We start from the raw sequence: 25,346 nt of genomic DNA, 5'->3' as shown, positions 1-25,346 counted from the left end.
CCCGCGGCCGGTCGTGGCCCCGCCCGCCGAACCGCGGCAGGCGACCGCGGCGCCCGCGGCCGCCTACGCCCCGCCGCCCCCGTACCCGCCCGTGGGCACCGACCCGCGGACGTCCATGGGCACCGGCGGCCTCCGGCCCCAGGGAGCCGCCGACCCCCGGGCCTCCGGCACCGGCGGCCCCGACGTCGCCGCGGCCGTGGACGAGGTCAAACGCCTCCTGGACCAGGGCCGCATCACCCGCGCCGTGGACATCCTCGGCGGCATCCTGCCGGCCGCCGCCGCCCGGCACGGCGCCCACTCACCGGTCGTACGGACCCTGCGCAAGCAGTACGCGGCCACCCTCATGGACGACGGCCAGTACCGCCGGGCCCTGCCGGAACTGCGCACGCTGGCGGAGGAGTTCGGACGGGACACCGGCCCGGGATCGGCCCGGCAGGCGCTCCAGTTCCACTACGAGGCCGCGCAGTGTCTGGAGCAACTGGGCGAGGTGACCCAGGCGCTGGGCGAGTACCGCGCCCTGCTGCCGCACTTCGAGCGCTACCCGGACGACCCCATGAGGCCCCTGGAGATCCGGCGTTCCATCGGCCACCTCCTGCTCGCCCTGGGAGAACGCGGCGCCGCCCAGGAAACCCTCTCCCGCCTCCTGCACGACGCGGAACGCCTGCACGGCCCGCACGGCGCCTTCCCGGCGGAGGTCCGCCGCACCCTGTACTGGCTCGGGCAGGTACGCGGCTGACTCCGTGGGCGGCGGGGAAGGCACCGGGGGAGAAGCGGGAGGGAGCCGGGAAAGAACCGGGAAAGAACCGGAAGAGAAACCGCCTTCCGGGCAACTCGTTGGTCGAATCAGTGGCCCGGGGCCCGCGGACTCTTTAGCATCGGCATCGATCAACGCCAGGTCGGCCAGGTCGGAAGAGCCGCACGTCGCACGTCGCCGCACCGCTGTCGCATGTCGCACCCTGCCAGGAGGCTTGATGTTCCGCCGTAGGACCGCGCTTCCCGTTTCCGCCGCTGCCGCCCTGTTGGCCGCCCCGCTGCTCACGGCATGCGGCGCGGAGGCGCATCCCGGCGCCGCGGCCGTGGTGGACGGGCAGCGGATCAGTGTCTCGCAGCTCCAGTCGCGGGTACGGGACGTACGCGCCGCCCAGGAGAAGTCCCCGCAGGCCGCCCAACTGGTGGAGAACACCGGGAAGCTGAGCCCCGCCACCCTCAACGGCATGATCTTCGACCGGGTGCTGGAGCGTGGCGCGAAGGACGCCGGGGTCACCGTCTCCCGGCGGGACGTGCAGCAGTGGCGCGCGGCGGCCGAGCGCAGCGCGGGGGGCGCGGACCGGCTCAAGGAGATGTGGCTCCAGCAGGCCATCGCGCCCGGCGAGATCGACGCGGTGGTCCGCAACCAGCTGCTGCTGGACGGCGTCGCCAAGAGCATCGGCGCCGACCGCGGGCAGCCGCAGGGCCAGCAGCGGCTCGCCGAGTCGCTCGCCGGGACGTCCCGGAAGATGCGCATCGACGTCAATCCGCGCTTCGGGAAGTGGGACGACAGCCAGGTCGTCCTCGGCGGGACGAAGGAGCCGTGGGTCAAGGACGTGACGGGCGCGGAACAGCAGCAGCAGACCTGAGCGCCTGTGCCATGACCCCGGCCGGGGGCGCGGCGCAGGCGAGGCCGTGCGTTACGTTCGTCGGGTGAACGCTGACGCCACCGACGCCCCCGGCACTCCGCAGGCCCCCGCCCCCGGCCGCCTGGTCCTGCTCACGACCAGCCACCGGGTCGCCCCCGGCCTGCTGTCCTGGCCCGCGTGGCAGACGCTGCGCGCCGCCGGCCTCGTGCTGTGCGCCGACGCCGCCCACCCGCAGCTGCCGTATCTGCGCGAGGCGGGCGTCGAGGTCGGTACGGAGGTGCCGGGCGCCCGTGAGCTGGTGGAGTTCTGCCGGACCGGGGACCGTACGGCGGTCGTGATCACCTCGGCCGACGGCGACTCGGAGCTGACCGACGGCCTGGCCCGGATGGCGGGCTCCGGCCGGGAGACCATGCCGGACCTGGAGCTGCTGCCGGGCTCGTACGACCTGCCGGGCGCCCGTCTGCTCGACCTCGTCCAGGTCATGGACCGGATCCGCCGGGGCTGCCCGTGGAGCGGGGTGCGCACGCACCAGGACCTGGCGAAGTACGGCATCGAGGAGATGTACGAGCTGGTCGAGGCCATCGAGGACGGGGACCGGGAGGCGGTGCGCGAGGAACTGGGCGACGTACTCCTCCAGGTCGTCTTCCACGCCCGGATCGCCCAGGACGACCCGGACGAGCCGTTCTCCGTCGACGACGTGGCGGGCACGATCGTGGAGAAGCTGATCCACCGCCACCCGCACATCTTCGGCGAGGACGAGGCGCACACCCCCGAGGACGTCAAGGCCCACTGGACGCGCACGAAGGCGGCCGAGAAGCAGCGCGCCTCGGTCACCGAAGGCATTCCGGTCGGCCAGCCCGCCCTGGCGCTGGCCGGCAAGCTGGCCTCGCGGGCGCGCGCGGCCGGTATCGAAGCCCTCCCGGCGGGCGAGGGCATCGGATACGAGCTGCTCGCGCTCGCCGTACGGGCCGAAGCCGCCGGCACGGACCCGGAGACCGCGCTGCGCGCCGCCGCCCGTACCTACCGGGACGCGATCCGGTCCGCCGAGGAGGCGGCCTCCGGCGCCGCGGGCTGAGCCCCGGGCCGCCGGCCGCGGTGGCGCAGCCGTTCGGCCGTCCAGACGGCGGCCACGGCCGCGCCCAGCACCGCGCCCACGCCGCACACCCCGCCCCAGCCGGCCGCCCCCCACACCGCCGAGGTGAGCGCCGAGCCGGCCGCGCCGCCGACGAAGTAACTGGTCATGTAGGCCGAGTTGAGGCGATTACGGGCCTCCGGGCGCACCGCGTAGACCAGGTTCTGGTTGCTGATGTGCACCGCCTGCACCGCCGCGTCCAGGACGACCACCCCGGCCAGCAGGGCCACCAGGGGCCAGACGCCGCCCGCGCCCCCGGCCGCCAGCAGCGCCCAGGAGCCGAGCAGCAGGAACGCGCCCGCGCCGGTGACCCGGTGGGCCAGCCCCCGGTCGGCCAGCCGTCCGGCGGCCGAGGCGGACAGCGACCCGGCCGCGCCCACCAGGCCCAGCAGTCCGATCGCCGACTCCGACCAGCCGTAGGAGGGGCCGGACATCAGGAAGGCCATCGCCGTCCACAGCACACTGAACGCGGCGAAGGACAGCGCGCCCAGCGCTGCCCGCCAGCGCAGCACCGGTTCCTGTACGAAGAGGGCGAGCGTGGAGCGGATCAGCGCGGGGTAGCGCAGTCCGGCGCCGGTGTGCAGCGCGGGCAGTCGCAGCCGCAGCAGTACGGCCATCAGCAGCATCAGGCCCGCGTTGACCCAGTAGACGGTGCGCCAGCCGCCGAGGTCGGCCAGCAGTCCGGCGGCCGTCCGGGCCAGCAGGATGCCCAGCAGCAGTCCGGTCATGACGGTGCCGACCGTACGGCCGCGTTCGGCGGGCGGCGCGAGGGAGGCCGCGTACGGGACGACGACCTGGGCGGCGACGGAGGTCAGACCGGTCAGGGCGGTGCCGATCAGCAGCAGCGTCCCGTTGGGGGCGCTCGCCGTCACGGTCAGGAAGACCGCGGTGGCCGCGGTCAGGCCCACCGCCAGCCGCCGCCGTTCCAGCAGGTCACCGAGCGGCACGAGGAACAGCAGCCCGAGCCCGTAGCCGACCTGCGCGACGGTCACCACCAGCGCGGTGGCGGCCGCCCCCAGGTGGAGGTCGCGGCCTATGACGTCCAGCAGCGGCTGGGCGAAGTAGTTGCCCGCGACCGACAGGCCGGTCGCCACGGACATCAGCAGCAGCGTGCCGCGCCCCAGCCCGGGATGCCCCTCTACCTGGGAAGCCATCAGGTCCCTTTCCGCACGACGCGCCACCCTGACGGTGACGCTCCGGCCCTCAGCTTCCGCCGCGTCGGACGATGAGTCCAACGCATAGTTTTCATCGCATCCATCGCGGAACACGATCAATGAGCCCGGCCGGACGGCTCCGGCTGGCTACGCTCGCCGCCATGGAGCTGCAACAGATGCGGTACGTCGTCGCGGTCGCCGAGACCGGCGGCTTCACCCGCGCCGCCGAACGCTGCCACGTCGTGCAGTCCGCGCTCAGCCACCAGATCGCCCGCCTGGAGAAGGAGCTGGGCGCCCGGCTCTTCCACCGGACGAGCCGCAGCGTACGGCTGACGGCCGCCGGGGAGGCGTTCGTACCGGTCGCCCGGCAGGCGCTGGAGGCGGCCGAGCGGGCTCGGGCCGAGGTGGAGGCGGCGGTCGGCGAGGTACGCGGCCGGCTCGCCGTGGGCGCGATCTCCACCGTCGCGGCCGTCGACCTGGCCCGCGAGCTCGGCGCCTACCGCGCCCGCTACCCGCAGGTGCGCATCAGCCTGCGCATGGAGATGAGCGAGCAGCTCATCGACCAGGTCCGGCAGGGCGCGCTGGACGTCGCCTTCGTCGGCCTGGTGCCCGGCACCCGCAGTCCGGGCGTACGGGAGCGGGCCCTGGCCCACGGGGAGCTGGTCGCCGTCGTACCACCCGACCACCCGCTGGCGGGCCGGGAGTGGACGGACCTGCGGCGGCTGGCCCAGGAGACCTTCGTGGACTTCACGGCCGGGTCGGCGGCGCGGCGCCAGCGGGACGACGCGTTCCGCGCGGCGGGCCTGACGACCGAGGTGGCCTTCGAGGTGACCACCGTGGAGTTCCTGGCCAAGCTGGTCCGCGCCGGGCTCGGCATCGGCATGGTGCCGCTGGCGTTCGCCGCGGAACTGACCGGGCTGAGCGTGGTGCGCGTCCCGGACGCGCCCGCCCGGGTCGAACGCGTCGTGTGGAGCGCGCGCGGGCCCTCCCCGGCGGCCGCGGCCTTCCTTGAGGCGCTGGGGGTGGACCCGTCCGGGCCGGGCTCGGGCTCCGATGTACGCGGGCCGGACCCGGGACCCGCCGTACGTGCCCCCGGCCCAGACTCCGCCGTACGGGGGACATGAACCCGCGCCGTAAGCCGGTGACCAGCGCGTTCGCTAGGCCACCGGTCATCGGGCCGGGTGCCGCGGCCGCCCGCGCATCGTCCCCGTCCACCCGGGTACCCGGGTCCAATGACAGCAACGATCGCTTCGACCACACCGGCCCAGGACGTGACCTCCGTCCAGCAGGCCGTGGACCTCACGCGGGACATGGTCGTCGGCACCGGTCCGCTGATCGCCGGGATCGTCATCGTCGCGGGGCTGATCCTCGCCGTGGTCTACGGCAGGCGCCGCCGGGACCGTGAGCCCGACCCGCCCGAGCCGGAGACCCAGCCGACACCGCCCAAGAACCCGACCGGGTACGAGAGCGAGCTGCGCGACCCGAACGAGGTGCCGCGCGACGGCGACCACCGGCTGACCCCGCACGAACTGCCGGACTACGGCAACGCCCCCACCCGGCACGGCGACGACCAGGACCGTGAGCGCAAGCGCTGGCAGGACGGGCACAGCGGGTCCTTCGGCGGGGGTTAACGTCGAGGGGTGCGACCGCAGCCCTCTCTCCCCGCCGATTCTCCCGCCGATCCCTCCGCCGGTCCCCCCTCCGGCGAGCGGCCCGCCGACCCCTCCGGGGCCGGGCCCGCCTGCCCCGTGACCGGCCCGGCGGCCGCCCCCGCCTGCCCGGAACTGTTCACGTGGGAGTTCGCCTCCGACCCGTACCCGGCGTACGCCTGGCTGCGCGAGCACGCGCCCGTGCACCGCACGCGGCTGCCCAGCGGCGTCGAGGCCTGGCTGGTGACCCGGTACACCGACGCGCGGCAGGCGCTCGCCGACACCCGGCTGTCGAAGAACCCGGTGCACCACAGCGAGGCCGCGCACGGCAAGGGCAAGGTCGGCATCCCCGGCGAGCGCGGCGCGAACCTGATGACGCACCTGCTCAACATCGACCCGCCGGACCACACCCGGCTGCGCCGGCTGGTCTCCAAGGCGTTCACCCCGCGCCGTATCGCCCGGTTCGCGCCCCGCGTACAGGAACTGACGGACGCCTTCATCGACTCCTTCGCGGAGCGCGGCGAGGCCGACCTCATCCACGAGTTCGCCTTCCCGCTGCCCATCTACGCCATCTGCGACCTGCTCGGCGTCCCGCGCGAGGACCAGGACGACTTCCGCGACTGGGCGGGGATGATGATCCGGCACGGCGGCGGGCCGCGCGGCGGCGTCGCCCGGTCGGTGAAGAAGATGCGCGGCTACCTCGCCGAGCTGATCCACCGCAAGCGCGAGTCGCTCGGCGACGAGGGGGCCGACGACCTGATCTCCGGCCTGATCCGCGCCTCCGACCACGGCGAGCACCTCACCGAGAACGAGGCCGCCGCGATGGCCTTCATCCTGCTGTTCGCCGGCTTCGAGACCACCGTCAACCTCATCGGCAACGGCGTGTACCAGCTGCTGCGCCACCCCGAGCAGCGCCGGCTGCTCCAGAAGGCCGCCGCCGAGGGCGACGAGGAACTGCTCGCCACCGGCGTCGAGGAGCTGCTGCGCTACGACGGCCCGGTCGAGCTGGCCACCTGGCGCTTCGCCACCCGGGACCTCGCCCTCGGCGGGCAGCGGATCGCCGAGGGCGACCCGGTCCTGGTCGTCCTGGCCGCCGCCGACCGCGATCCCGAGCGCTTCCCGGGGCCGGACGTCCTGGACCTGTCCCGCCGCGACAACCAGCACCTCGGATACGGCCACGGCATCCACTACTGCCTGGGCGCGCCGCTGGCCCGCCTCGAAGGCCGGACCGCGATAGCCGGCCTGCTGACCCGGCTGCCGGACCTCCGGCTCGGCGCCGACCCGGACGAGCTGCGCTGGCGCGGCGGGCTGATCATGCGGGGGCTGCGGGCCCTGCCGGTGGAATTCACACCCGTACGAAGGTGACGCCGCTTCCGTACGCGCGGTTCCGCGTGCCCGACCGTACATGACATCACGTCAGGCCGTGACCTGCGCGTGATCTCCGCTACACCGGCTTGTGACGGACGGGCCGCACCGCTACTTTCAACCGTTTGAAAGGCCGGGGCGGGCGGCGCGGCAGCGCACGGGCCACGCAGCCGACGGCGCCGGCCTCTCGACGACAACTCAACCGCCGCTCGAAAGGCAACCGCATGCGCTCCGGGAACGGCCGTCACCGACGCCCCCGCCAGGCTCCGGCCATCTTCGTCACGGCGGGAGTCGCCGGCGGCGCCCTCGCCATGCCCCTGCTCGCCGCGAGCAGCGCCAACGCCGCCGACGCGGCCACCTGGGACCGCGTCGCGCAGTGCGAGAGCAGCGGGGTGTGGAGCGCCGACGGCGGCAACGGGTTCTACGGCGGGCTCCAGCTCACCCAGGAGATGTGGGACCGCTACGGCGGCCCGTCCTACGCCTCGCGCCCCGACCTGGCCAGCCGCTCGCAGCAAATGGCCGTCGCCGAGTCGATCCTCGCCGCGCGCGGCCCCGACGCCTGGCCGAGCTGTGCGGTGAACGCGGGGCTCAAGCGGGGCGGCAGCGGGCCGGACGTCGACCCGGGCGGTACGGCGACGCCGTCCCCGGAGCCCTCCTCGCCGTCCCCGTCCACCCCGACGCCCTCCACCAAGCCGTCCAAGCCGTCCGGGACACCGGAGTCCGGCGGCACGCGCACCCCGGAGCCGAAGCCGTCGCCCACCGGCCCGGCCGGCACCCCGGACCCGTCCCGTACGCCGGACCCGTCCGGCACGGGCCGTGCGCAGGACCCGTCGCGCCCCGCCGACCCGGCCACCCCGGGCGACGGCGCCTCCACGGGCCCCACCACGCCCCCGTCGCAGGGCAAGCACCGCGGCCGGCCCGCGGAGCAGCCCGGCACGGGTGCGGACGCGGGTACGGGCACGGACGCGGGCACAGGTACGGGTACGGGCGCGGGCTCCGGTGACGCGGGCCGGTCCGGCGGGGGCCACCCCTCGCGGGGCGGCGACGCGCACCGCACGGACCCGGGCGCGCCAGGTGACTACACCGTGCGCCCCGGTGACAACCTGTCAGCCATCGCGGAGGACCGCGGAGTCTCCGGGGGCTGGCCGGCGCTCTACGAGGCCAACAAAGGTGTCATCGGGGGCGATCCGGACCTTATCCACCCTGGTCAGCGCCTTGAGGTCGGCGACCAACAGGGATAGTTCGTGGGGATTTGACCGCTTTGGTGAAAGTGAGACATGGATCTCGTTCGGGACCGCGGTGACCGTCCCGTCCATTGTTTCCAAACCTGCGGCGACCTGCGGAAATGTGATGATCCTGTGATGTCTGGGGGTCAACTGGCCTCAGATGTAGGGGTTTGAACCCGCGGGGTGTTCCTGTTTACCGTCTTCATCGCTCGCCAAAGCGGGCCCTTCGATCACACGCCGAATCCTGCCGGTGGTCGGAGGTCACTCGACGCGAGAGCGCCGAAGGCAGGAGCGGGGGACCCAAGGTAAGCGCCGGCCCCGCCCGCGGAAGCGGGTCCAACCGGCTAGGGGTGAAGCCATGTGTGAAGCACACACGGCCGGGCAACTCACATGGCCCGAACCCGACAGCTCACCTCGCAGGCGTCGGTGAGGAACAACCATGCTGAACACCAAGGGCAAGCACCGTCGTCCCTCCAAGGCCGTCCGCGTCGCCACGCTGGCGGGCGTCGCCGGTGCCGCTGTGGCCGTCCCGCTGATGGGCGCCACCTCTGCCTCCGCCGCGGGCAACAACTGGGACGCCGTCGCCCAGTGCGAGTCCGGTGGCAACTGGTCGATCAACACCGGTAACGGCTACTACGGTGGCCTGCAGTTCTCGAACTCCAGCTGGGCCGCCGCCGGCGGTACCCAGTACGCCCCGCGCGCCGACCAGGCCAGCAAGAGCCAGCAGATCGCCGCGGCCGAGCGCCTGCTCGCCATCCAGGGCCCGGGTGCCTGGACCTGCGCCGGCGGCCACCTCGGCCAGGGCAACGCGAACGCCAAGGCCGACGGCGGCTCGTCGCACGGCAGCAGCTCGCACAAGTCGCACAAGACCTACAAGTCGCAGCGCTCCTACTCCGCCCCGCAGAACACCTCGCGCTCCGAGGCCCGCAAGCAGGGCGAGGAGCTGGCCCGCAAGACCCCGGCCCCGGCGCAGAAGTCCACGCCGAAGTCGAACCCCGAGGGCAACTACACCGTGAAGTCCGGTGACACCCTCGCCAAGATCGCCGCTTCCCACGGCAAGAACTGGAAGTCGGTCTACGCCAACAACAAGTCCGTCATCGGCGGCAACCCCAACCTGATCTTCCCGGGCCAGAAGCTGGCCGTCTGAGCCGGTCCGAGCCCTGAGAGATCCCGGGTGACCGTGGCACTCCGTACGTACGGCGGTACGTACGGGCCGCCCCGCACCCCGGGGGCCGCTCATCCCGGGAATCCGCTCTTCCCGTGAGACTGCCCCGCCACGGCGCCTGTCCCCCGCAGGCGCCGCGGCGGGGCTTCTCCTTTTCCCCGGCCACGAGCCGGCCCGGCCGTCCCGGCCAGGGGCCGCCCAGGGCCCTGGAGGGCCATCGTCCCGGCCGCCCCGCCGGGTCCGCCCCGCCCCCGTCCGCCGACTTCTCCCTTCAGCGAACATTGCACCCATACGTCCCGTGAACAGGGCCTTTGCGGGTGTATTCATCCCGAGGACCGGGCTGGCGGCGAGCGGAACCCCCGGAGGCCGTTAGGCTCGTGCTGCAGAACTCCAGACACCCATGAAGGAGACAACGTGCCGTCCATCGACGTCGTCGTAGCTCGCGAGATCCTCGACTCGCGAGGCAATCCCACGGTCGAGGTCGAGGTCGGCCTCGACGACGGCAGCACCGGCCGTGCCGCCGTCCCGTCCGGTGCCTCGACCGGCGCCTTCGAGGCCATCGAGCTGCGTGACGGTGACCCCGCCCGCTACCAGGGCAAGGGCGTGGAGAAGGCCGTCCTCGCGGTCATCGAGCAGATCGGCCCGGAGCTGGTCGGCTACGACGCCACCGAGCAGCGCCTGATCGACCAGGCCATGTTCGACCTGGACGCCACCGACAACAAGGGCTCGCTCGGCGCCAACGCCATCCTCGGCGTCTCCCTGGCCGTCGCGCACGCCGCCTCCGAGGCCAGCGACCTGCCGCTGTTCCGCTACCTCGGCGGCCCGAACGCCCACGTGCTGCCGGTCCCGATGATGAACATCCTGAACGGCGGCTCGCACGCCGACTCCAACGTGGACATCCAGGAATTCATGATCGCCCCGATCGGCGCGGAGTCCTTCTCCGAGGCGCTGCGCTGGGGCACCGAGGTCTACCACACCCTCAAGAAGGTCCTGAAGGGCAAGGGCCTGGCCACCGGCCTGGGCGACGAGGGCGGCTTCGCCCCGAACCTGGGCTCCAACCGCGAGGCCCTGGACCTGATCCTCGAAGCGATCAAGGAAGCCGGTTACACCCCCGGCCAGGACATCGCGCTGGCGCTCGACGTCGCCGCCTCCGAGTTCTACAAGGACGGCGTCTACGAGTTCGAGGGCGAGCAGCGCACCGCCGAGCAGATGACCTCGTACTACGAGGAGCTCGTCGCCGCCTACCCGCTGGTCTCCATCGAGGACCCGCTGTTCGAGGACGACTGGGCCGGCTGGAACGTCATCACCGAGCGCCTGGGCTCCAAGGTGCAGCTGGTCGGCGACGACCTGTTCGTCACCAACCCGGAGCGCCTGGCCCGCGGCATCGAGGAGAACTCGGCCAACGCCCTGCTGGTCAAGGTCAACCAGATCGGCTCGCTGACCGAGACCCTGGACGCCGTCGAGCTGGCCCAGCGCAACGGCTTCAAGTGCATGATGTCGCACCGCTCCGGCGAGACCGAGGACGTCACCATCGCCGACCTGGCCGTCGCCACCAACTGCGGCCAGATCAAGACCGGCGCCCCGGCCCGCTCCGAGCGCGTCGCCAAGTACAACCAGCTGCTGCGCATCGAGGAGATCCTCGACGACGCGGCGGTCTACGCGGGCCGCTCCGCCTTCCCGCGGTTCCGCGTCGCGGACTGACACCGGCGTCGGCGAGAAGCTGAGCCCCGCGGGCCGCGAACGGCCCCGGAAGCCGTGAATACGTACGTCCCCGGCAGCGGTCCCGTACCGTTGCCGGGGACGTACGTGCTGCGGGCCGGGCCCTCCCGGGCCCGGTGACCCAGGGGAGGCGACGTGTCCGCGGAACGGTTCTCCACCGCGACCCGGCTCAAGGCGCTCGGCGAGCAGGCCGCCGCCCGGGTCCAGCGCGCCGGACGGCCCCGCCGGGGCCGCCTGACCGGCCGTGCGGCGCTGCTCGCGCTGGTGCTGTGCTCCCTGGTCGTCGCCCTCGCCTACCCCACCCGGCAGTACATCTCGCAGCGCTCCGAGATCGCCGACCAGCGCCGCCAGGCCGCCGAGGCGCAGCTGCGCGCCGACGAGCTGCGCGACGAGAAGGCCCGCTGGCAGGACCCGGAGTACGTACGCCAGCAGGCGCGGCTGCATCTGCACTACGTCCGGCCCGGCGAGACCGGCTTCATCGTCCAGGACGGATCCGGCACGGGAAAGCGGCGCACCGGCCAGGCCGCCACCGAAGACCCCTGGTACGACAACATCTGGAACGGCCTGGACGCCGCCGACAAGTAGCCTGTGCGGGGCGCGCGCCCGGCCCGGCCCGCCGCACGGCGCCGCCGTCTCCACCACCGCCACGACCGAAAGCACCCACGTCCGTGTCTGAACACCTCATGCCCCCGCCGCAGACCGAGCGCACCGAGCCCACCGATGCGGACATCGCGGCCTTCAAGGAACAGCTCGGCCGTCCGCCGCGCGGCCTGCGCGCCATCGCGCACCGCTGCCCCTGCGGACAGCCGGACGTCGTCGAGACGGCCCCGCGCCTGGAGGACGGCACCCCCTTCCCCACGCTCTACTACCTCACCTGCCCGCGCGCGGCCTCCGCGATCGGCACGCTGGAGGCCAACGGCGTGATGAAGGAGATGACCGAGCGGCTGGCCACGGACCCGGAGCTGGCCGACAAGTACCGGGCCGCCCACGAGGACTACATCCGCCGCCGGGACGCCATCGAGGAGCTCAAGAACTTCCCCAGCGCGGGCGGCATGCCCGACCGGGTCAAGTGCCTGCACGTCCTGGTCGGCCACTCGCTCGCGGCCGGCCCCGGCGTCAACCCGCTCGGCGACGAGGCGCTCGCGATGCTGCCGGCGTGGTGGCGCAAGGGCCCGTGCGTGACCCCCTGCACCGACGGCACGGACACCACCGAGGGCGAAGGAGACCCGACCGCATGAAGCGCGTAGCGGCCGTCGACTGCGGCACCAACTCCATCCGCCTGCTCATCGCCGACCTCGACCCGGCGACCGGTGAGCTGAAGGACCTGGACCGCCGGATGACGATCGTGCGCCTGGGCCAGGGCGTGGACCGTACCGGCCGGCTCGCCCCCGAGGCCCTGGAGCGCACCTTCGCGGCCTGCCGCGAGTACGCCGGGGCGATCCGGGAGCTGGGCGCCGAGACTGTCCGCTTCGTGGCCACCTCGGCCTCCCGCGACGCCGAGAACCGGGACGACTTCGTGCGCGGCGTGGTGGACATCCTGGGCGTCGAGCCCGAGGTGATCACCGGCGACCAGGAGGCAGAGTTCTCCTTCACCGGCGCCACCAAGGAGCTGACCGGCCGCACCGACCTCGCGAAGCCCTACCTGGTCGTCGACATCGGCGGCGGCTCCACCGAGTTCGTCCTCGGCTCCGGGACCGTCCAGGCCGCCCGCTCCGTGGACATCGGCTGCGTACGGATGAGCGAGCGGCACCTCGTACGGGACGGCGAGATCATCGACCCGCCCGGTGACGAGCAGATCAGCGCGGTACGGGCGGACATCGACCGCGCCCTGGACGAGGCCGCGCGGACCGTCCCCCTGGACCGGACCGCCACCCTCGTCGGCCTGGCCGGCTCGGTGATCACGATCGCCGCCATCGCCCTGGACCTGCCCGGCTACGACTCCGAGGCCATCCACCACACGCGCGTCCCGCTCGCCAAGGTCCGCGAGATCACCCACCACCTGCTGACCGCCACCCACGACGAGCGCGCCGCCATCCCCTCGATGCACCCGGGCCGCGTCGACGTCATCGGCGCGGGCGCCCTCGTCCTCCTGTCGATCATGGAACGGGTGGGCGCGGACGAGGTCGTCGTCTCCGAACACGACATCCTGGACGGCATCGCCTGGAGCTGCGTGTAGCGATCCGGGGGAGTGGCCGCCCGGTTTCGGGGCCGGCTGACCCACCGGACAAGAAGGCCGCCCGGACACGGAAGCCCGGGCGGCCCGCTCGTCAGATGTCGCGGCAGATGTCGCGCCGGTCTCCGACCTTGACGACGAGGATGACGAGTTCGCCGTCCTCGACCAGGTAGGCGACCCGGTAGGTGCCGATGCGGAGCCGGTAGAGACCCGATGGACCGGTCAGCTTCTTGATGTCGGCGTCTTCGCGGTACGGGTCTTCGCCGAGCGCGGTCAGCGCGGCGAGGATGCGCATGGCGGCGGGCCGCTCGATGGCCCGCAACTGCCGCTGCGCCGCCGCGGTGAACCGGAACGCGTACTTCACGCCGCGTCTCGGCGGTTCTCGGTGAACAGATCCGCCAGCAGTTCGGCCATGCTCACGCTCGGGCCGCCCTCGGTGAGGACTGCTTCCGCCTCGCGGGCGAGCAGGACATCGGCCGCTTCTTCCAGGGCGTCGAAGTCCGAGATCGGCACGACGGCCGCGACCGGCACGCCGTTGCGAGTGATCACTGTGGGCGCGCCCTGCTCGGCGCGGTTGATGTGGTCCGCGAGATGCGCGCGGGCTTCCCGTACGGTCACGGTGCTCTCAGCCATGCGTTCAGTGTACGCGTGCCCGTGTACACCGTCGCGACGTCGGCTCCGAATCCTCCGCCTCGGGCGGCGGTGGCAGGGTTCGTCCCGGAGTCCGCGACCACCTCTCCGTGTCCCCGTCCAGGGCCGGAAGGGTCCCTTCAGGGGGCTCTCGGGCCCGCGTCGCGAAGAAAGTTCGTGAAACTCTTCACATGAAAAAAGGGCTCGCTGACCGTGCAAACCGGGCAGCGGGCCCTACTTCTTGGGCCGTAGGTCCTCGGTGCCGCAAGAATGTGCGGTTTTCAGGGGTGTTAAAGAGATGCTTACGTGCGGGGTGGTCCAGTCGTCCTGGAGGGCACAATCCCTGATCAACGGGGGTGTCCAACGCTCAGGGAGGTGCCTTGGTTCCCTCTTGGGGCTATGGCGTCGATCACGGGGCGGCGGAGTGTAGCAGACCCCTCCCACAACCTTGTGAAGGGGCTCACGAGGGGTGCTCCGAGTGGGGGTGGATACTCGATTGCATGAGCACCACGGAGCGTCCCAGGATCCTCGTTGTAGGCGGTGGGTACGTAGGTTTGTACGCGGCACGCCGCATCCTCAAGAAGATGCGGTACGGCGAGGCGACGGTCACGGTCGTCGACCCGCGCTCGTACATGACGTACCAGCCCTTCCTCCCTGAAGCTGCTGCCGGCAGCATCTCTCCCCGCCACGTCGTGGTGCCGCTGCGACGCGTGCTCCCGAAGGCGGAGGTCCTCACCGGCCGCGTCACCACCATCGACCAGGACCGCAAGGTCGCCACGATCTCGCCGCTGGTCGGCGAGGCGTACGAGCTGCCCTTCGACTACCTGGTCATCGCGATGGGCGCGGTCTCCCGTACCTTCCCGATCCCCGGCCTCGCCGAGAACGGCATCGGCATGAAGGGCATCGAGGAGGCCATCGGCCTGCGCAACCACGTCCTGGAGCAGCTGGACAAGGCCGACTCCACGACCGACGAAGAGGTCCGCCGCAAGGCGCTGACCTTCGTCTTCGTCGGCGGTGGCTTCGCCGGCGCGGAGACCGTCGGCGAGGTCGAGGACATGGCCCGCGACGCCGCGAAGTACTACAACAACGTCAAGCGCGAAGACATGCGCTTCCTGCTGGTCGACGTCGCCGACAAGATCCTCCCCGAGGTCGGTCCCAAGCTCGGTGCCTACGGCAAGGAGCACCTGGAGAGCCGCGGGGTCGAGGTCTACCTCGGCACCAGCACCAAGTCCTGCGTCGACGGCCACGTGGTGCTGAGCAACGACCTGGAGGTCGACTCCAACACCATCGTGTGGACCGCGGGCGTCAAGCCGAACCCGGCGCTCTCCCGCTTCGGTCTCCCGCTGGGCCCGCGCGGCCATGTGGACACCCAGGCCACCCTCCAGGTGCAGGGCACCGACTACATCTGGGCCGCGGGCGACAACGCCCAGGTCCCGGACCTGGTCGGCCGCAAGGCGGGCAATGAGAACGCCTGGTGCCCGCCGAACGCCCAGCACGCGCTGCGCCAGGCCAAGGTCCTCGGCGACAACGTGATCTCCGGCATGCGGGGCTTCCCGCAGAAGGAGTACAGCCACGCCAACAAGGGCGCGGTCGCGGGCCTCGGTCTGCACAAGGGCGTCGCGATGATCGTCCTCGGCAAGACCAAGATCAAGCTGAAGGGCCGGCTGGCCTGGTACATGCACCGCGCGTACCACGGCATGGCGATGCCGACCTTCAACCGCAAGATCCGTGTCTTCGCCGACTGGACCCTCGGCATGTTCCTCAAGCGCGAGATCACCTCGCTCGGCGCCATGGAGAACCCGCGCGAGGAGTTCTACGAGGCCGCCAAGCCGGCCCCGGCGCCCGCCGCCGCGGCCGACGACAAGGCGAAGAGCGGCGACAAGGCGGAGGCCAAGGCCTCCTGACCTTCCGTCGGGAGTGACGTCCGGCAGCGGACGTCACCCGTACACCACCGCCGAAGGGGCGGCCGCCATCCGTGGTGCGGCCGCCCCTTCGGCGTATTCGTTGTGGCGGACCGTGGTCGTTTTGCTGTTCCCTTACGAACGAACGGGACTAGCGGGCGCCCGCACGGCGTTTACATGGTGGGTGAAACTGTCTTCGCCCTTCTCGAACACGGAGGTGTGCGACATGGCCGACGCCGCTGGACGGCTCTCCAAGCTCGCCGAGGAGGTGCTGGGAGCCCCGCTCCCGGTCCGTATCCGCGCCTGGGACCGCAGCGAGTACGGCCCGCCGGGCGCACCCACCCTCGTCATCCGCCATCGCCGCGCCCTGCGCCGCCTCATGTTCAAGCCGGGGGAGTTGGGGCTCGCGCGCGCTTGGGTGGCCGGTGAGATCGATGTGGAGGGCGATCTGTACGAGGCGCTGGACCTGTTGTCGGGGATGGTGTGGGAGCGCGGTACGGCGGCGGACAAGCCGCAGCGTGCCGCCGCCCTGCGGGCCCTGGCCAAGCCGGAGGTCCGCGCCGCCGTCCGTGACCTGGTGGCCTTGGCGGGCCTGCCCGTACCGCCCAAGCCGCCGGCCGAGGAGGCCCCCAAGAGCCACGGCCCGCTGCACACGCTGCGCCGTGACAAGGAGGCCATCAGCCACCACTACGACGTCGGCAACGACTTCTACGAGCTGGTGCTCGGCCCGTCCATGGTCTATTCGTGCGCCTACTGGGAGAGCCCCGAGGCCACCCTGGAAGAGGCCCAGCGCGACAAGCTGGACCTGATCTGCCGCAAGCTGCGTCTGAAGGAGGGCGAGCGGCTGCTGGACGTCGGCTGCGGCTGGGGCTCGATGGCCCTGCACGCCGCACGCGAGTACGGCGTCCGGGTCGTCGGCATCACCCTCTCCGAGGAGCAGGCCACCTACGGACGCAAGCGCGTCGCCGAGGCGGGCCTCGCCGACCGGATCGAGATCCGCGTCCAGGACTACCGCGAGGTCCACGACGAACCGTTCGACGCGATCTCCTCGATCGGCATGGCCGAGCACGTCGGCCGCGCCCGCTACGCCGAGTACGCCGCCGACCTGTACGCCCTCCTCAAGCCCGGCGGCCGGCTGCTCAACCACCAGATCGCCCGCCGCCCGCTGGCGGACGAGGACGCCTACCACGTCGACGAGTTCATCGACCGGTACGTCTTCCCGGACGGCGAGCTGGCCCCCGTCGGCCGCACCGTCGGGCAGCTGGAGGACGCCGGGTTCGAGGTGCGGGACGTGGAGGCGATCCGCGAGCACTACGCGCTGACGCTGCGCGCCTGGGTGGCCAACCTGGAGGCGCACTGGAAGGAGGCGGTGCGGCTGACGACGCCGGGCCGGGCCCGGGTCTGGCGGCTGTACATGGCCGCTTCCGCGCTGTCCTTCGAGCAGAACCGGATCGGGGTCAACCAGGTGCTCGCGGTCCGCACGCCGGACTCCGGCGCCTCCGGACTGCCGCTGCGCAGCCGCGACTGGCGCGGCTGACGCCCGTACGGCACACGGCGACCCCGGTGCCCGGTCCGCGGGGAGCGGACCGGGCACCGGGGTCGTGCCGTGCGGTGCCTGTGCCGTTGCGGCGCGGTACGGGCACCGGCGTACTGCCGTACGGGCGGTGGCTACTCCGCCTTGATCGCCTCCAGCATGTTCAGCTTCGCGGCCCGGCGGGCCGGCCACAGCGCGGCCAGCATGCCGACCACCGCGGCGAGCGCCAGGAAGATGCCCAGCCGGCCCCACGGGAGCACCAGCTCGTAGGTGGACATCGAGCTGCCGATCAGCTCACCGGCGGCCCAGCCGAAGAAGACGCCCAGGCCGATGCCGAGGACCCCGCCGAACAGCGCGATCACCAGCGACTCCAGCCGCACCATCCGCTTGATGCCGACCCGGTCCAGGCCGATCGCCCGCAGCATGCCGATCTCCTGCGACCGCTCGAAGACCGACATGGCCAGGGTGTTGACCACGCCGAGCACCGCGACGACCACGGCCATGGCGAGCAGCCCGTAGAGCATGTTCAGCATCAGGTTGATCATCTGGGCGATGCCCTCGGACACGTCCTTCTTGTCCTGCACGGCGATCGCCGGGTTCTTGCCGAGCGACTCGGTCAGGGCGTCCTTGGCGGCCTCGCTCGCGCCGCCCTTCGTCTTGACCATCACCTGCGCGTCGGTGGGGTGCTTCTGGTGCGGGGCCAGCTCGGAGGTGTCGAGCAGGATGCCCCGCAGCATGTCGTTGCCCTCGAAGACACCGGAGACGGTGAGCCGGCCCTTCCTGCCGTCCTCGAAGGTCGTCTCGAAGGACGAGCCGACCTGCCAGCCGTGCTGCTTCGCGGTGCCGCTGTCGACGACCGCGCGGCCGGAGCCCGGCGTGCCGAGCCCGTCGAAGGAGCCCGCGGTGAACTTCAGGTTGGTCAGCTCGCCGATCGCCTTGCCGTCGACCCCGGTCAGGGACTCGGTCTCGCCGCCGATCCGGGCGGCGGCGTTGCGCAGCGGGCTGGAGGCGGTGACCTGCGGGTCGGCCGCCAGCTTCGCCGCCACGTCGGGGGAGAGCGGCCCCATGGAGGCCATGCCGACGACGTAGTCCGCCTTCAGGGCGTCGGTCGCCATCTTGTCGACGCCCTTTTGGACACTGCCCGCGATCACGGTCAGGCCGGTGACCAGGGTCAGCCCGATCATCAGGGCGGAGGCCGTGGCGGCCGTACGGCGCGGGTTGCGCACCGCGTTCTGGCGGGCCAGCTTGCCCGAGATGCCGAATGCGCGGAGGACGGGCGCGGCGGCCGCGATCAGCGGGCGGGACAGCAGCGGCGTCAGCACGAAGACGCCGATCAGGAGCAGCCCGGCGCCGAGTGCCATCAGCCCCTTGCCGTCGGCGCCGATCGCGGTGGCGCCCAGGACGCAGGCGATGCCCGCGCCGGCCAGGACGGCGCCGATGGCGTTGCGCACCACCAGGGACTTCGTGGTCGCCGCCGCGTGCACGCTGTTCATCGCGGCGACCGGCGGGATCTTCGCGGCGCGGCGGCCCGGCAGCCAGGCGGCGAGCACCGTGACCACGGTGCCGACCAGCAGCGAGACGACGACGGTGGAGGGGGCGACGACCAGCGGGCCCTCCGGGACGGCGCCGAGGGCACCGGTGAGCGCCCGCAGCCCGGCGCCGATGCCGATACCGGCCAGCAGACCGGTGACGGCGGCCACCGCGCCGACCACGAACGCCTCGATCAGCACCGAGCGGGTGACCTGGCGGCGGCTGGCGCCGACCGCGCGCATCAGGGCCAGTTCCTTGGTGCGCTGGGCGACCAGCATCGTGAAGGTGTTGGCGATGATGAAGATGCCGACGAACAGCGCGATACCGGCGAAGACCAGCAGGCCGGTCTTCATGCTGTCCATGCTCTTGGCGATCATCTCGGCCTGGTCGTCGGCCATCTTCTGGCCGGTGACCGACTCGGCGGTGTCCGGCAGCACCTTGTCGACCGCCGCCTTCAGCGCGTCCTGGGACGTGCCGGGCGCGGCCTTGACGTCGATCTCGCTGAACTCGCCGGGCGCGGCGAACAGCTTCTGCGCCGTCGCGGTGTCGAAGAGCGCCAGGCTGCCGCCGGAGGAGACCGCGCCGTCGTCGGTGGTGAAGATGCCGGAGACCTTCGCCTCGCGGACCGGGCCGTCGACGGACAGCCGTACGGTGTCGCCGACCTTGTAGCCGGTCTTCTCGGCGGTCCCGGAGTCCAGCGCGATCTCGTGCGCGCCCTTGGGGGCGGTACCGGACGTCATCGGGAAGCGGGCGTCCTTGCCGTCCGCGCCGGGGTAGTAGTTGCGGCCGCGGGAGCTGGTGCCGTTGCCGGCCAGCTTGCCCTTCTTGTCGGCGATGGCGGTGAACCCGTCGACGGTGCCGGTGGCACCGGCCGCGCCGGGGACCTTCCCGGCCTTGTCGAGCAGTGCCTGGCTCAGGCCGGGGGCCTTGCCGGGCGGGGTGCCGGCGGCGTCCGAGCGGTGCGGCTGGACGACCACGTCGACGCCGTCGAAGCCCTTCTGCGAGCTCTTCTGCGTGGCGTCGGAGAGGGTGGAGGTGAAGACCAGGGTGCCGGAGACGAAGGCCACGCCGAGCATGACGGCGAGGACGGTCATCAGCAGCCGGGCCTTGTGCGCGAGCACGTTGCGCAAGGCGGTACGGAACATGGTGGGTCCTGGGGGAGTGAGGCGGTGAGCTGGCTGCTGTTACCGGTCAGCTGACGCGGCCCCTGGCGTCGAAGCCCTTCATGCGCTCCAGGACCCGGTCGGCGGTCGGGTCGGCCATGTCGTCGACGATGCGGCCGTCGGCGAGGAAGATCACCCGGTCCGCGTAGGCCGCCGCCACCGGGTCGTGGGTCACCATCACCACGGTCTGGCCCAGTTCCCGTACGGAGTTGCGCAGGAAGCCCAGAACTTCGGCGCCGGAGCGGGAGTCGAGGTTGCCGGTCGGCTCGTCGGCGAAGATGATCTCGGGCTGGGAGGCCAGCGCGCGGGCCACCGCGACGCGCTGCTGCTGGCCGCCGGAGAGCTGCGCGGGCCGGTGCTTGAGCCGCCCGGACAGGCCGACGGTCTGGACGACCTGGTCCAGCCACTGCCGGTCGGGCTTGCGGCCCGCGATGTCCATCGGCAGCGTGATGTTCTCCAGCGCGGTCAGCGTCGGCAGCAGGTTGAACGCCTGGAAGATGAAGCCGATCTTGTCGCGGCGCAGCTGGGTGAGCTTCTTGTCCTTCAGACCGTTCAGCTCGGTGCTGCCGATCAGGGCCGAGCCGCGGGATATGGCGTCCAGTCCGGCCATGCAGTGCATGAGGGTGGACTTGCCGGACCCCGAGGGGCCCATGATCGCGGTGAACTCGGCCTGCCGGAAGTCCACGGACACCTGGTCCAGCGCGACCACCTGGGTCTCGCCCTGTCCGTAGACCTTGGTGAGATCCGTGGCGCGTGCGGCCACCGTGGCGCGGGTGGCGGTGAGAACGCCGGTGTGGGGGCTGGTCACGGGAAGGGACTCCTGTCGAACGTCGGGGCCGTGGGGGCCGGGTGAAAGCGCCCTTTTCCATCGTGGGGGAGGCGCCGGCACGCCAACGTCAGCCCCTGAGCCCGTCCTGGGGGAGCCCTGGGGCGTAGCGCGGACCCGGGCGGTCATCCCTGGGTATGACGGAGACCCCGAGAGGTGACGACAGGGCCGAGGGGGCGGAAGGGCGCTCGCGGGGGCGCACGCACGGCATCGAGTTTCCGTCAATCCGGACAGGGCCGACGGCAGGCTCCGGAGCGGCGGGGGTGGGCCACAGGCATGTGCCGAAGGCCCGTACCAGCCGCTGATGACCCCTCAGTTGCCAATAAAATAAGACAACCTCGGGAAGACGGGCCCCTGTTCGGCGGGCACTGCGGGCTAGGCTCGTGCTGCCCCCTTTGAGGTGGCATGGGGGATCCCAGGCCCGGATGGTGGAATGCAGACACGGCGAGCTTAAACCTCGCTGGCCTTCGGGCCGTGCCGGTTCAAGTCCGGCTCCGGGCACAGTACGGCAAGGCCCGGTTGACCTGGGGGAACGCTGATCAGGTAGCGCTGCGCGCGACCACCGTGGGAGCACGGCGGGAGCACGTGGCGCTGTCGCGCGTGGACGGCGGGCACGGCCGCGGGAACGCGCGCCGCCGGACGTTTTCCGCCGTCGGGCGAGGGGCGACGGCGGTGCCGGGGGCGGGGGTTGACGGCCCGGGCGAAACCGGCCCGGCGGAGGAGCCGGCCGGCGTCGGCTCGGGTGGAGCCGTCGGGGAACCGGGTGGACCCGCCGGGGACCGGTTGACCGGCGCGTGCTGCGCCCGCAGCCGCTCGGCCGGCAAGGGCGGAACCCCGGGTCTCAGGAACACGCTGCCCACCGGGCGCCGGTCGGTGTCGCACCGGTCCAGCACCATGCCCGGCCTGTCGCGTTTCCGCTCCTGGTCCTGGTCCTGCTCTCGCTGCCGCCCGCTGTCCGTCAGCCCGACCCGGCGGGCGCCAGTGCGTCCAGCCGCTCCCGTGTGCCGGTACCGGCCGTGGGAAGGAGCAGGACGACGCGCAGCTCGGCGTGGTCGGCGATCTGGACCGTCGTACGGTCGAACACCAGCCGCCCGGCCTCCGGATGGTGGACGGCCTTGACCCCCAGCGCCGTGTCCCGGACCTCATGGAGACTCCACAGCCGCGCGAACTCCGCACTGCGCCGCGACAGTTTCGTGATGATCTCGGCGAAGGCGGGGTCGTCCGGATAACGGGCCGCCTCGGCGCGGAACTCCGCCACCAGCGACGGGGCCATCGCATCCCACTCCGTCAGGACGTCGTGCGGACCGCCGGCCCCGAGGAACCCGTCCAGGCAGCTCTGCCGCGCCTGCACCGAGCCGAAGACCCGCTGCACCGCCGCGTTCCCGCACAGGAAGCGCCAGTGGCGGTCGAGCACGTAGGCGGGGCTGGGCAGCCACTCCTCGACGAGGCGGACGACCTGCTCCGGGACGGTGGCCGCGGCGCCGGCCGGAGCGTCGGGCGCGGGGGCCTGACGGGGCGGGGCGTGACGGCGAGCCGGTAGAGGTGCGCCTGCTCGGTACGGTCCAGACGCAGGGCGCCGCTGACCGCGTCGAGGATGCTCGTCGTCACCGAGATCCGGCGCCCCTGTTCCAGCCAGGTGTACCAGGTGAGGCCGACCCCGGCCAGCGAGGCCACCTCCTCGCGCCGCAGTCCGGGAGTACGGCGCCGGCTGCCCGCCGGCAGACCCACCTCCTGCGGCGACAGCCGGGCCCGGCGGCTCCGCAGGAAGGCACGGAGGTCATCGCGGCGCGGCTCCGACTCTGCGCCTGGCGTGGTGGTCACAGCAATAGCATAAAGACCGACTTGGCCCGCGTAACCATGTCCCTGACACTGAATGAGTGCCCGCCCGCACGGTCCCGCAATGACCGCCCCCGGTTTGGGACTTGGCGGCACACGGTGATGCGCCGTCGGCTCCGCCCGTTGTTGCCGGCCGGCCCCACCGCCGGACGCGGTTTTTGCGCGATGGGCGACCCGCACACCTACGTGGCGAGCTTTCCGGCCTGAGCGGGGGTCGGTCTGCCATGCGCTGCGCGTCGGCCCACCCCCCTTTTGCACAGGTGCAGTGAAAGGCAGTCGAGTTGTCCAGAACGGAAAGAGCAGTGGAGCGCCACACATCCGTCACGGCGGAGACCGGTTCCGTCACGGGACCACCGGCGGCGACGAAGGCGCAGCGGGCCGCCCTGTGGATTCTGCTGCTCGGCGCCTTCATGGGATTCCTCGACATCTTCATCGTGAATGTCGCGAATCCCTCCATCCAGGCGCGGATGCATGCCACCTTCGCGGACATCCAGCTGGTGCCGACCGGTTACACGCTGGCGTACGCGGCCGGACTGGTGACCGGCGGCCGCCTCGGTGACATCCTCGGCCGCCGGCGCGTCTTTTTGACCGGTGTCGCCGGCTTCGCGGTGACCTCGGTCGCCTGTGCGGTGGCCCAGAGCCAGGGCTTCCTGGTCGGCGCCCGCGTCGTGCAGGGACTGGCGGCCGCGGTGATGCTTCCGCAGGTGCTGGCGCTGGTCCAGGTCACCTTCCAGCGGGACGAGGAGCGGACCCGGGCGATCGGCCTGTACGGAGCCGTGATCGGCGTCGGGGTGCTCGCGGGCCAGATCGTCGGCGGCTTCCTCGTCGAGTGGGACATCGCCGGCCTCGGCTGGCGCGCCGTCTTCCTCGTCAACGTGCCGCTCTGCCTGGTCACCTTCGCCGGCGCCCTGATGCTGGTCAAGGACCACGGCGAGCGGACGGCGACGAAGCTGGACCTCGGCGGAGTCGTCCTGCTCGGCTTCGGCCTCTTCGGCCTGGTGCACGCGCTGGTCATCGGCGCCGAACAGGGCTGGACCACGGTGCGTGCGCTGGAGATCGCGGGCGGTGCGGTCCTGCTGGCGCTGTTCATCGTCTGGGAGCGGCGGGTCGCGCGCAGCGGTGGGGCGCCGCTGCTGCCGCCGCGGCTCTTCACACAGCGGGGCTTCTCCATGGGTCTGCCGACCGCGCTGTTCTTCTACGGCGTGAACGGAGCGTTCGTCTTCCTGCTGGCCTTCTACCTCCAGAAGGCGCTGGACTTCACCCCGCTGGGCTCCGCGATGGAGTTCACGCCCATGGCCGTCCTGACCTCGGTCTCCGCGATGCTGTGCGGGAAGCTCGTCGCGCGCTTCGGCCAGCGTGTCGTACCGGCCTCCGCGGTCCTCATGGGCGTCGGGCTGCTGGCGGTGTGGGTGGCGGTCGAGCAGGCCGGCCCGGGCAGCCAGGCGATGGCCCTGATGCCCGGCCTGCTGCTGTACGGGTTCGGCGGCGGCATCGTGGCCACCTCGCTGATCGGCATGGCGCTCTCCGGGATCGCTCCCGAGGACGCCGGTGCGGCCTCCGGCGGCATCCTCACCGCGGTCCAGGCGTCCGAGGCGGCCGGTGTCGCCGGGATCGGCGCGCTGTTCGCGGCGCTCGCCTCCACCGGCGGTCTCGTGTACGGCTTCGGCGTCTCGACGGTCGTACTGACCGCGCTCTCCGTCCTCACCGCCGCCCTCCTGCACCTCCTGCCCCCGCGGACGTCCCGCGTGTGACAACCCGGGGCGGCGGAAGGAATCCCCACCGTGCTGCCCTTGCCCCGCATGTCACAGGATCGGTCCGTGGTGCCGGGTGACATCGGCGGGTTCGGGTGGACGTTCGCTGCTGGTTACAGAGGATTCCGTGCGGTGGGGTGAAGGGTTCGTCGTCGGTCGCCGGGCGCCGGCCGCCGGGGTCCGGAAAGGTCCGGGGTTGCTTCTCCGGCACGGGAAAGGCGGTGAACTCCCGTGCCGTACGGTGTTGTCCCGCTGGTGGGACGACAAGGCTGCTCACCGAGTTCGACGTCGTCACACCTGGCGCGCGCTCCGGCCGTCCCCGGTGCGCATTTCCGCCGGACGGTTACGGGGCGGTGCTGCCCCGGCCGTCGCGTTGCGTCGGTCCCTGGCCGTGAGAGCGGTATGCGTCCGTGGCGCGGGACTTGGTGCCGGTCCCGCTCCCGTCGATCCCGGGCCCGCGGTTCTCGCTCGCGCCGTTCCCGCTGTTCTCGGCTGCGCCGTTCCGGCTGCTCCTGCTGCTGTCGCTGCCGTCACCGTCTGCGGGCGTCGTTCCGCCGGGGGGCCAGGCCGGGCGGATCTCCTCGGGGACGGCGGCCAGCGCGTGGCCGACGGTCGGGAAGCAGGCCAGCGCGTCCACGGCCCGGGTGACCAGGAGGACGTGCAGGACACGGACGCCCAGGGAGGCGAGCAGCAGGCGGCCGTTCATGCGGCGGCACAGCCACTCCAGGGCGAGCAGGCAGTTCAGGCCGCGGGAGTCGCAGAACCGCAGCGCGGTCAGGTCCAGCACCAGGAACCGGTGCCCGGCCGCGATCACGGCCCCCGACTCGTCCAGGAACTGCCGCTCCGCGTGCACGTCCAGTTCCCCGGCCACCCGGAGCACAGCGCACTCCTCGGCGTCGACGACCGTGGTGATCGTCAGGTGCCGCCTGCCTTGGGCCATCGCTCCTCCACGTGTGCGCCCGGACCGGCCGGGCTC

Annotated in this window: 22 protein-coding genes, 1 tRNA gene, 1 pseudogene and 1 riboswitch; of the genes and pseudogenes, 16 read left to right on the top strand and 8 right to left on the bottom strand. The window is 72.3% G+C overall.

What is annotated here, in order from left to right; genetic code table 11:
- From JXZ78_RS25145 to JXZ78_RS25135, 3 genes are all read left to right on the top strand, one after another.
- Nucleotides 1-736: tetratricopeptide repeat protein (locus JXZ78_RS25145; protein ID WP_372498442.1), on the top strand; the 736-nt coding region annotated here is incomplete at its 5' end.
- A gap of 235 nt (nt 737-971) precedes the next feature.
- Entirely contained in the window at nt 972-1,616 is a 645-nt protein-coding gene (locus JXZ78_RS25140; protein WP_030021598.1) for a SurA N-terminal domain-containing protein, read from the top strand.
- 64 nt (nt 1,617-1,680) lie between these two features.
- On the top strand, nt 1,681-2,691 hold the full coding sequence (locus JXZ78_RS25135; protein ID WP_030021599.1) for a nucleoside triphosphate pyrophosphohydrolase: 1,011 nt from the start codon (nt 1,681-1,683) through the stop codon (nt 2,689-2,691).
- Here JXZ78_RS25135 and JXZ78_RS25130 read toward each other — a convergent pair.
- Entirely contained in the window at nt 2,637-3,902 is a 1,266-nt protein-coding gene (locus JXZ78_RS25130; RefSeq protein ID WP_030021600.1) for an MFS transporter, read from the bottom strand. The genes JXZ78_RS25135 and JXZ78_RS25130 overlap by 55 nt on opposite strands.
- Nucleotides 3,903-4,063: 161 nt before the next feature.
- Between JXZ78_RS25130 and JXZ78_RS25125 the strand changes: the two genes are divergently transcribed.
- From JXZ78_RS25125 to JXZ78_RS25085, 9 genes are all read left to right on the top strand, one after another.
- Nucleotides 4,064-5,026, top strand: coding sequence for a LysR family transcriptional regulator (locus JXZ78_RS25125; protein WP_238783359.1), 963 nt, complete (start codon nt 4,064-4,066; stop codon nt 5,024-5,026).
- Nucleotides 5,027-5,134: 108 nt separating this feature from the next.
- A complete protein-coding gene (locus JXZ78_RS25120; protein WP_238783358.1) occupies nt 5,135-5,533 on the top strand; it encodes a DUF6479 family protein in 399 nt (132 codons plus the stop codon).
- 117 nt (nt 5,534-5,650) lie between these two features.
- The gene (locus JXZ78_RS25115) at nt 5,651-6,916 is read left to right on the top strand and encodes a cytochrome P450 family protein (protein ID WP_050502674.1); all 1,266 of its coding nucleotides are present in this window, start codon (nt 5,651-5,653) and stop codon (nt 6,914-6,916) included.
- A gap of 224 nt (nt 6,917-7,140) precedes the next feature.
- Nucleotides 7,141-8,157, top strand: coding sequence for a LysM peptidoglycan-binding domain-containing protein (locus JXZ78_RS25110; protein ID WP_030021604.1), 1,017 nt, complete (start codon nt 7,141-7,143; stop codon nt 8,155-8,157).
- 252 nt (nt 8,158-8,409) lie between these two features.
- Nucleotides 8,410-8,580, top strand: a riboswitch (cyclic di-AMP (ydaO/yuaA leader).
- A gap of 1 nt (nt 8,581) precedes the next feature.
- Nucleotides 8,582-9,289 carry a LysM peptidoglycan-binding domain-containing protein gene (locus tag JXZ78_RS25105; RefSeq protein WP_030021605.1) on the top strand — a complete coding sequence of 236 codons (708 nt, stop codon included), beginning with the start codon at nt 8,582-8,584 and terminating at the stop codon, nt 9,287-9,289.
- Between the two features lie 432 nt (nt 9,290-9,721).
- Nucleotides 9,722-11,008, top strand: coding sequence for a phosphopyruvate hydratase (gene eno / locus JXZ78_RS25100; RefSeq protein WP_030021607.1), 1,287 nt, complete (start codon nt 9,722-9,724; stop codon nt 11,006-11,008).
- A 153-nt stretch (nt 11,009-11,161) separates the two neighbouring features.
- Nucleotides 11,162-11,611, top strand: a complete 450-nt coding sequence (locus tag JXZ78_RS25095; protein ID WP_030021608.1) for an FtsB family cell division protein — start codon at nt 11,162-11,164, stop codon at nt 11,609-11,611.
- Nucleotides 11,612-11,709: 98 nt separating this feature from the next.
- On the top strand, nt 11,710-12,264 hold the full coding sequence (locus JXZ78_RS25090; RefSeq protein WP_030021609.1) for a DUF501 domain-containing protein: 555 nt from the start codon (nt 11,710-11,712) through the stop codon (nt 12,262-12,264).
- A complete protein-coding gene (locus JXZ78_RS25085; protein WP_030021610.1) occupies nt 12,261-13,202 on the top strand; it encodes a Ppx/GppA phosphatase family protein in 942 nt (313 codons plus the stop codon). Before JXZ78_RS25090 ends, JXZ78_RS25085 begins: the two co-directional genes overlap by 4 nt.
- 91 nt (nt 13,203-13,293) lie before the next feature.
- On the opposite strand, the gene JXZ78_RS25080 is transcribed toward JXZ78_RS25085, so the two are convergent.
- Nucleotides 13,294-13,563 (bottom strand): type II toxin-antitoxin system RelE family toxin, encoded by a 270-nt coding sequence (locus JXZ78_RS25080; RefSeq protein WP_030021611.1) that lies wholly within the window; start codon nt 13,561-13,563, stop codon nt 13,294-13,296.
- Nucleotides 13,560-13,832, bottom strand: coding sequence for a type II toxin-antitoxin system Phd/YefM family antitoxin (locus JXZ78_RS25075; RefSeq protein WP_030021612.1), 273 nt, complete (start codon nt 13,830-13,832; stop codon nt 13,560-13,562). Before JXZ78_RS25075 ends, JXZ78_RS25080 begins: the two co-directional genes overlap by 4 nt.
- Nucleotides 13,833-14,329: 497 nt before the next feature.
- Between JXZ78_RS25075 and JXZ78_RS25070 the strand changes: the two genes are divergently transcribed.
- Together JXZ78_RS25070 and JXZ78_RS25065 are read left to right on the top strand one after the other, a co-directional pair.
- A complete protein-coding gene (locus JXZ78_RS25070; RefSeq protein ID WP_030021613.1) occupies nt 14,330-15,733 on the top strand; it encodes an NAD(P)/FAD-dependent oxidoreductase in 1,404 nt (467 codons plus the stop codon).
- A 223-nt stretch (nt 15,734-15,956) separates the two neighbouring features.
- Nucleotides 15,957-17,267 carry an SAM-dependent methyltransferase gene (locus JXZ78_RS25065; protein ID WP_030021614.1) on the top strand — a complete coding sequence of 437 codons (1,311 nt, stop codon included), beginning with the start codon at nt 15,957-15,959 and terminating at the stop codon, nt 17,265-17,267.
- A gap of 131 nt (nt 17,268-17,398) precedes the next feature.
- Here the strand turns inward: JXZ78_RS25065 and JXZ78_RS25060 are convergent, their stop codons facing one another.
- Nucleotides 17,399-19,939 (bottom strand): ABC transporter permease, encoded by a 2,541-nt coding sequence (locus JXZ78_RS25060; RefSeq protein ID WP_030021615.1) that lies wholly within the window; start codon nt 19,937-19,939, stop codon nt 17,399-17,401.
- Nucleotides 19,940-19,985: 46 nt separating this feature from the next.
- Nucleotides 19,986-20,765: an ABC transporter ATP-binding protein gene (locus JXZ78_RS25055; RefSeq protein ID WP_238783357.1), complete on the bottom strand. Its 780-nt coding sequence runs from the start codon at nt 20,763-20,765 to the stop codon at nt 19,986-19,988.
- Nucleotides 20,766-21,202: 437 nt separating this feature from the next.
- On the opposite strand from JXZ78_RS25055, the gene JXZ78_RS25050 reads away from it, so the two are divergent.
- A tRNA-Leu gene (locus JXZ78_RS25050) sits at nt 21,203-21,284 on the top strand.
- Nucleotides 21,285-21,741: 457 nt separating this feature from the next.
- Here the strand turns inward: JXZ78_RS25050 and JXZ78_RS25045 are convergent.
- A complete protein-coding gene (locus tag JXZ78_RS25045; protein ID WP_238783356.1) occupies nt 21,742-22,197 on the bottom strand; it encodes an MmyB family transcriptional regulator in 456 nt (151 codons plus the stop codon).
- Between the two features lie 185 nt (nt 22,198-22,382).
- Nucleotides 22,383-22,937: pseudogene (locus tag JXZ78_RS25040) on the bottom strand (helix-turn-helix domain-containing protein); the annotation flags it as partial.
- On the opposite strand from JXZ78_RS25040, the gene JXZ78_RS25035 reads away from it, so the two are divergent.
- Nucleotides 22,922-24,370: an MFS transporter gene (locus tag JXZ78_RS25035; protein WP_030021618.1), complete on the top strand. Its 1,449-nt coding sequence runs from the start codon at nt 22,922-22,924 to the stop codon at nt 24,368-24,370. The pseudogene JXZ78_RS25040 and the gene JXZ78_RS25035 sit on opposite strands and share 16 nt — an antisense overlap.
- 343 nt (nt 24,371-24,713) lie before the next feature.
- On the opposite strand, the gene JXZ78_RS25030 is transcribed toward JXZ78_RS25035, so the two are convergent.
- Nucleotides 24,714-25,310, bottom strand: coding sequence for an STAS domain-containing protein (locus tag JXZ78_RS25030; protein WP_063726117.1), 597 nt, complete (start codon nt 25,308-25,310; stop codon nt 24,714-24,716).
- Between the last annotated feature and the right edge of the window lie 36 nt (nt 25,311-25,346).

The sequence above is a fragment of the Streptomyces monomycini genome, assembly GCF_022271435.1.
Classification (GTDB): Bacteria; Actinomycetota; Actinomycetes; order Streptomycetales; family Streptomycetaceae; genus Streptomyces; species Streptomyces monomycini.
The sequence above is the reverse complement of the archived record's forward strand: the minus strand, read 5'-3'. Positions and strand labels throughout refer to the sequence as shown.

Bases quoted from the DNA above. Each gene is read 5' to 3' on its own strand.
- JXZ78_RS25090 (WP_030021609.1), top strand. From the start codon at position 11,710: ATGCCCCCGCCGCAGACCGAGCGCACCGAGCCCACCGATGCGGACATC.
- JXZ78_RS25125 (WP_238783359.1), top strand. From the start codon at position 4,064: ATGGAGCTGCAACAGATGCGGTACGTCGTCGCGGTCGCCGAGACCGGC.
- JXZ78_RS25065 (WP_030021614.1), top strand. From the start codon at position 15,957: ATGGCCGACGCCGCTGGACGGCTCTCCAAGCTCGCCGAGGAGGTGCTG.
- JXZ78_RS25060 (WP_030021615.1), bottom strand. From the start codon at position 19,939: ATGTTCCGTACCGCCTTGCGCAACGTGCTCGCGCACAAGGCCCGGCTG.
- JXZ78_RS25130 (WP_030021600.1), bottom strand. From the start codon at position 3,902: ATGGCTTCCCAGGTAGAGGGGCATCCCGGGCTGGGGCGCGGCACGCTG.
- JXZ78_RS25085 (WP_030021610.1), top strand. From the start codon at position 12,261: ATGAAGCGCGTAGCGGCCGTCGACTGCGGCACCAACTCCATCCGCCTG.
- JXZ78_RS25120 (WP_238783358.1), top strand. From the start codon at position 5,135: ATGACAGCAACGATCGCTTCGACCACACCGGCCCAGGACGTGACCTCC.
- JXZ78_RS25140 (WP_030021598.1), top strand. From the start codon at position 972: ATGTTCCGCCGTAGGACCGCGCTTCCCGTTTCCGCCGCTGCCGCCCTG.
- JXZ78_RS25075 (WP_030021612.1), bottom strand. From the start codon at position 13,832: ATGGCTGAGAGCACCGTGACCGTACGGGAAGCCCGCGCGCATCTCGCG.
- JXZ78_RS25105 (WP_030021605.1), top strand. From the start codon at position 8,582: ATGCTGAACACCAAGGGCAAGCACCGTCGTCCCTCCAAGGCCGTCCGC.
- JXZ78_RS25110 (WP_030021604.1), top strand. From the start codon at position 7,141: ATGCGCTCCGGGAACGGCCGTCACCGACGCCCCCGCCAGGCTCCGGCC.
- JXZ78_RS25030 (WP_063726117.1), bottom strand. From the start codon at position 25,310: ATGGCCCAAGGCAGGCGGCACCTGACGATCACCACGGTCGTCGACGCC.
- JXZ78_RS25070 (WP_030021613.1), top strand. From the start codon at position 14,330: ATGAGCACCACGGAGCGTCCCAGGATCCTCGTTGTAGGCGGTGGGTAC.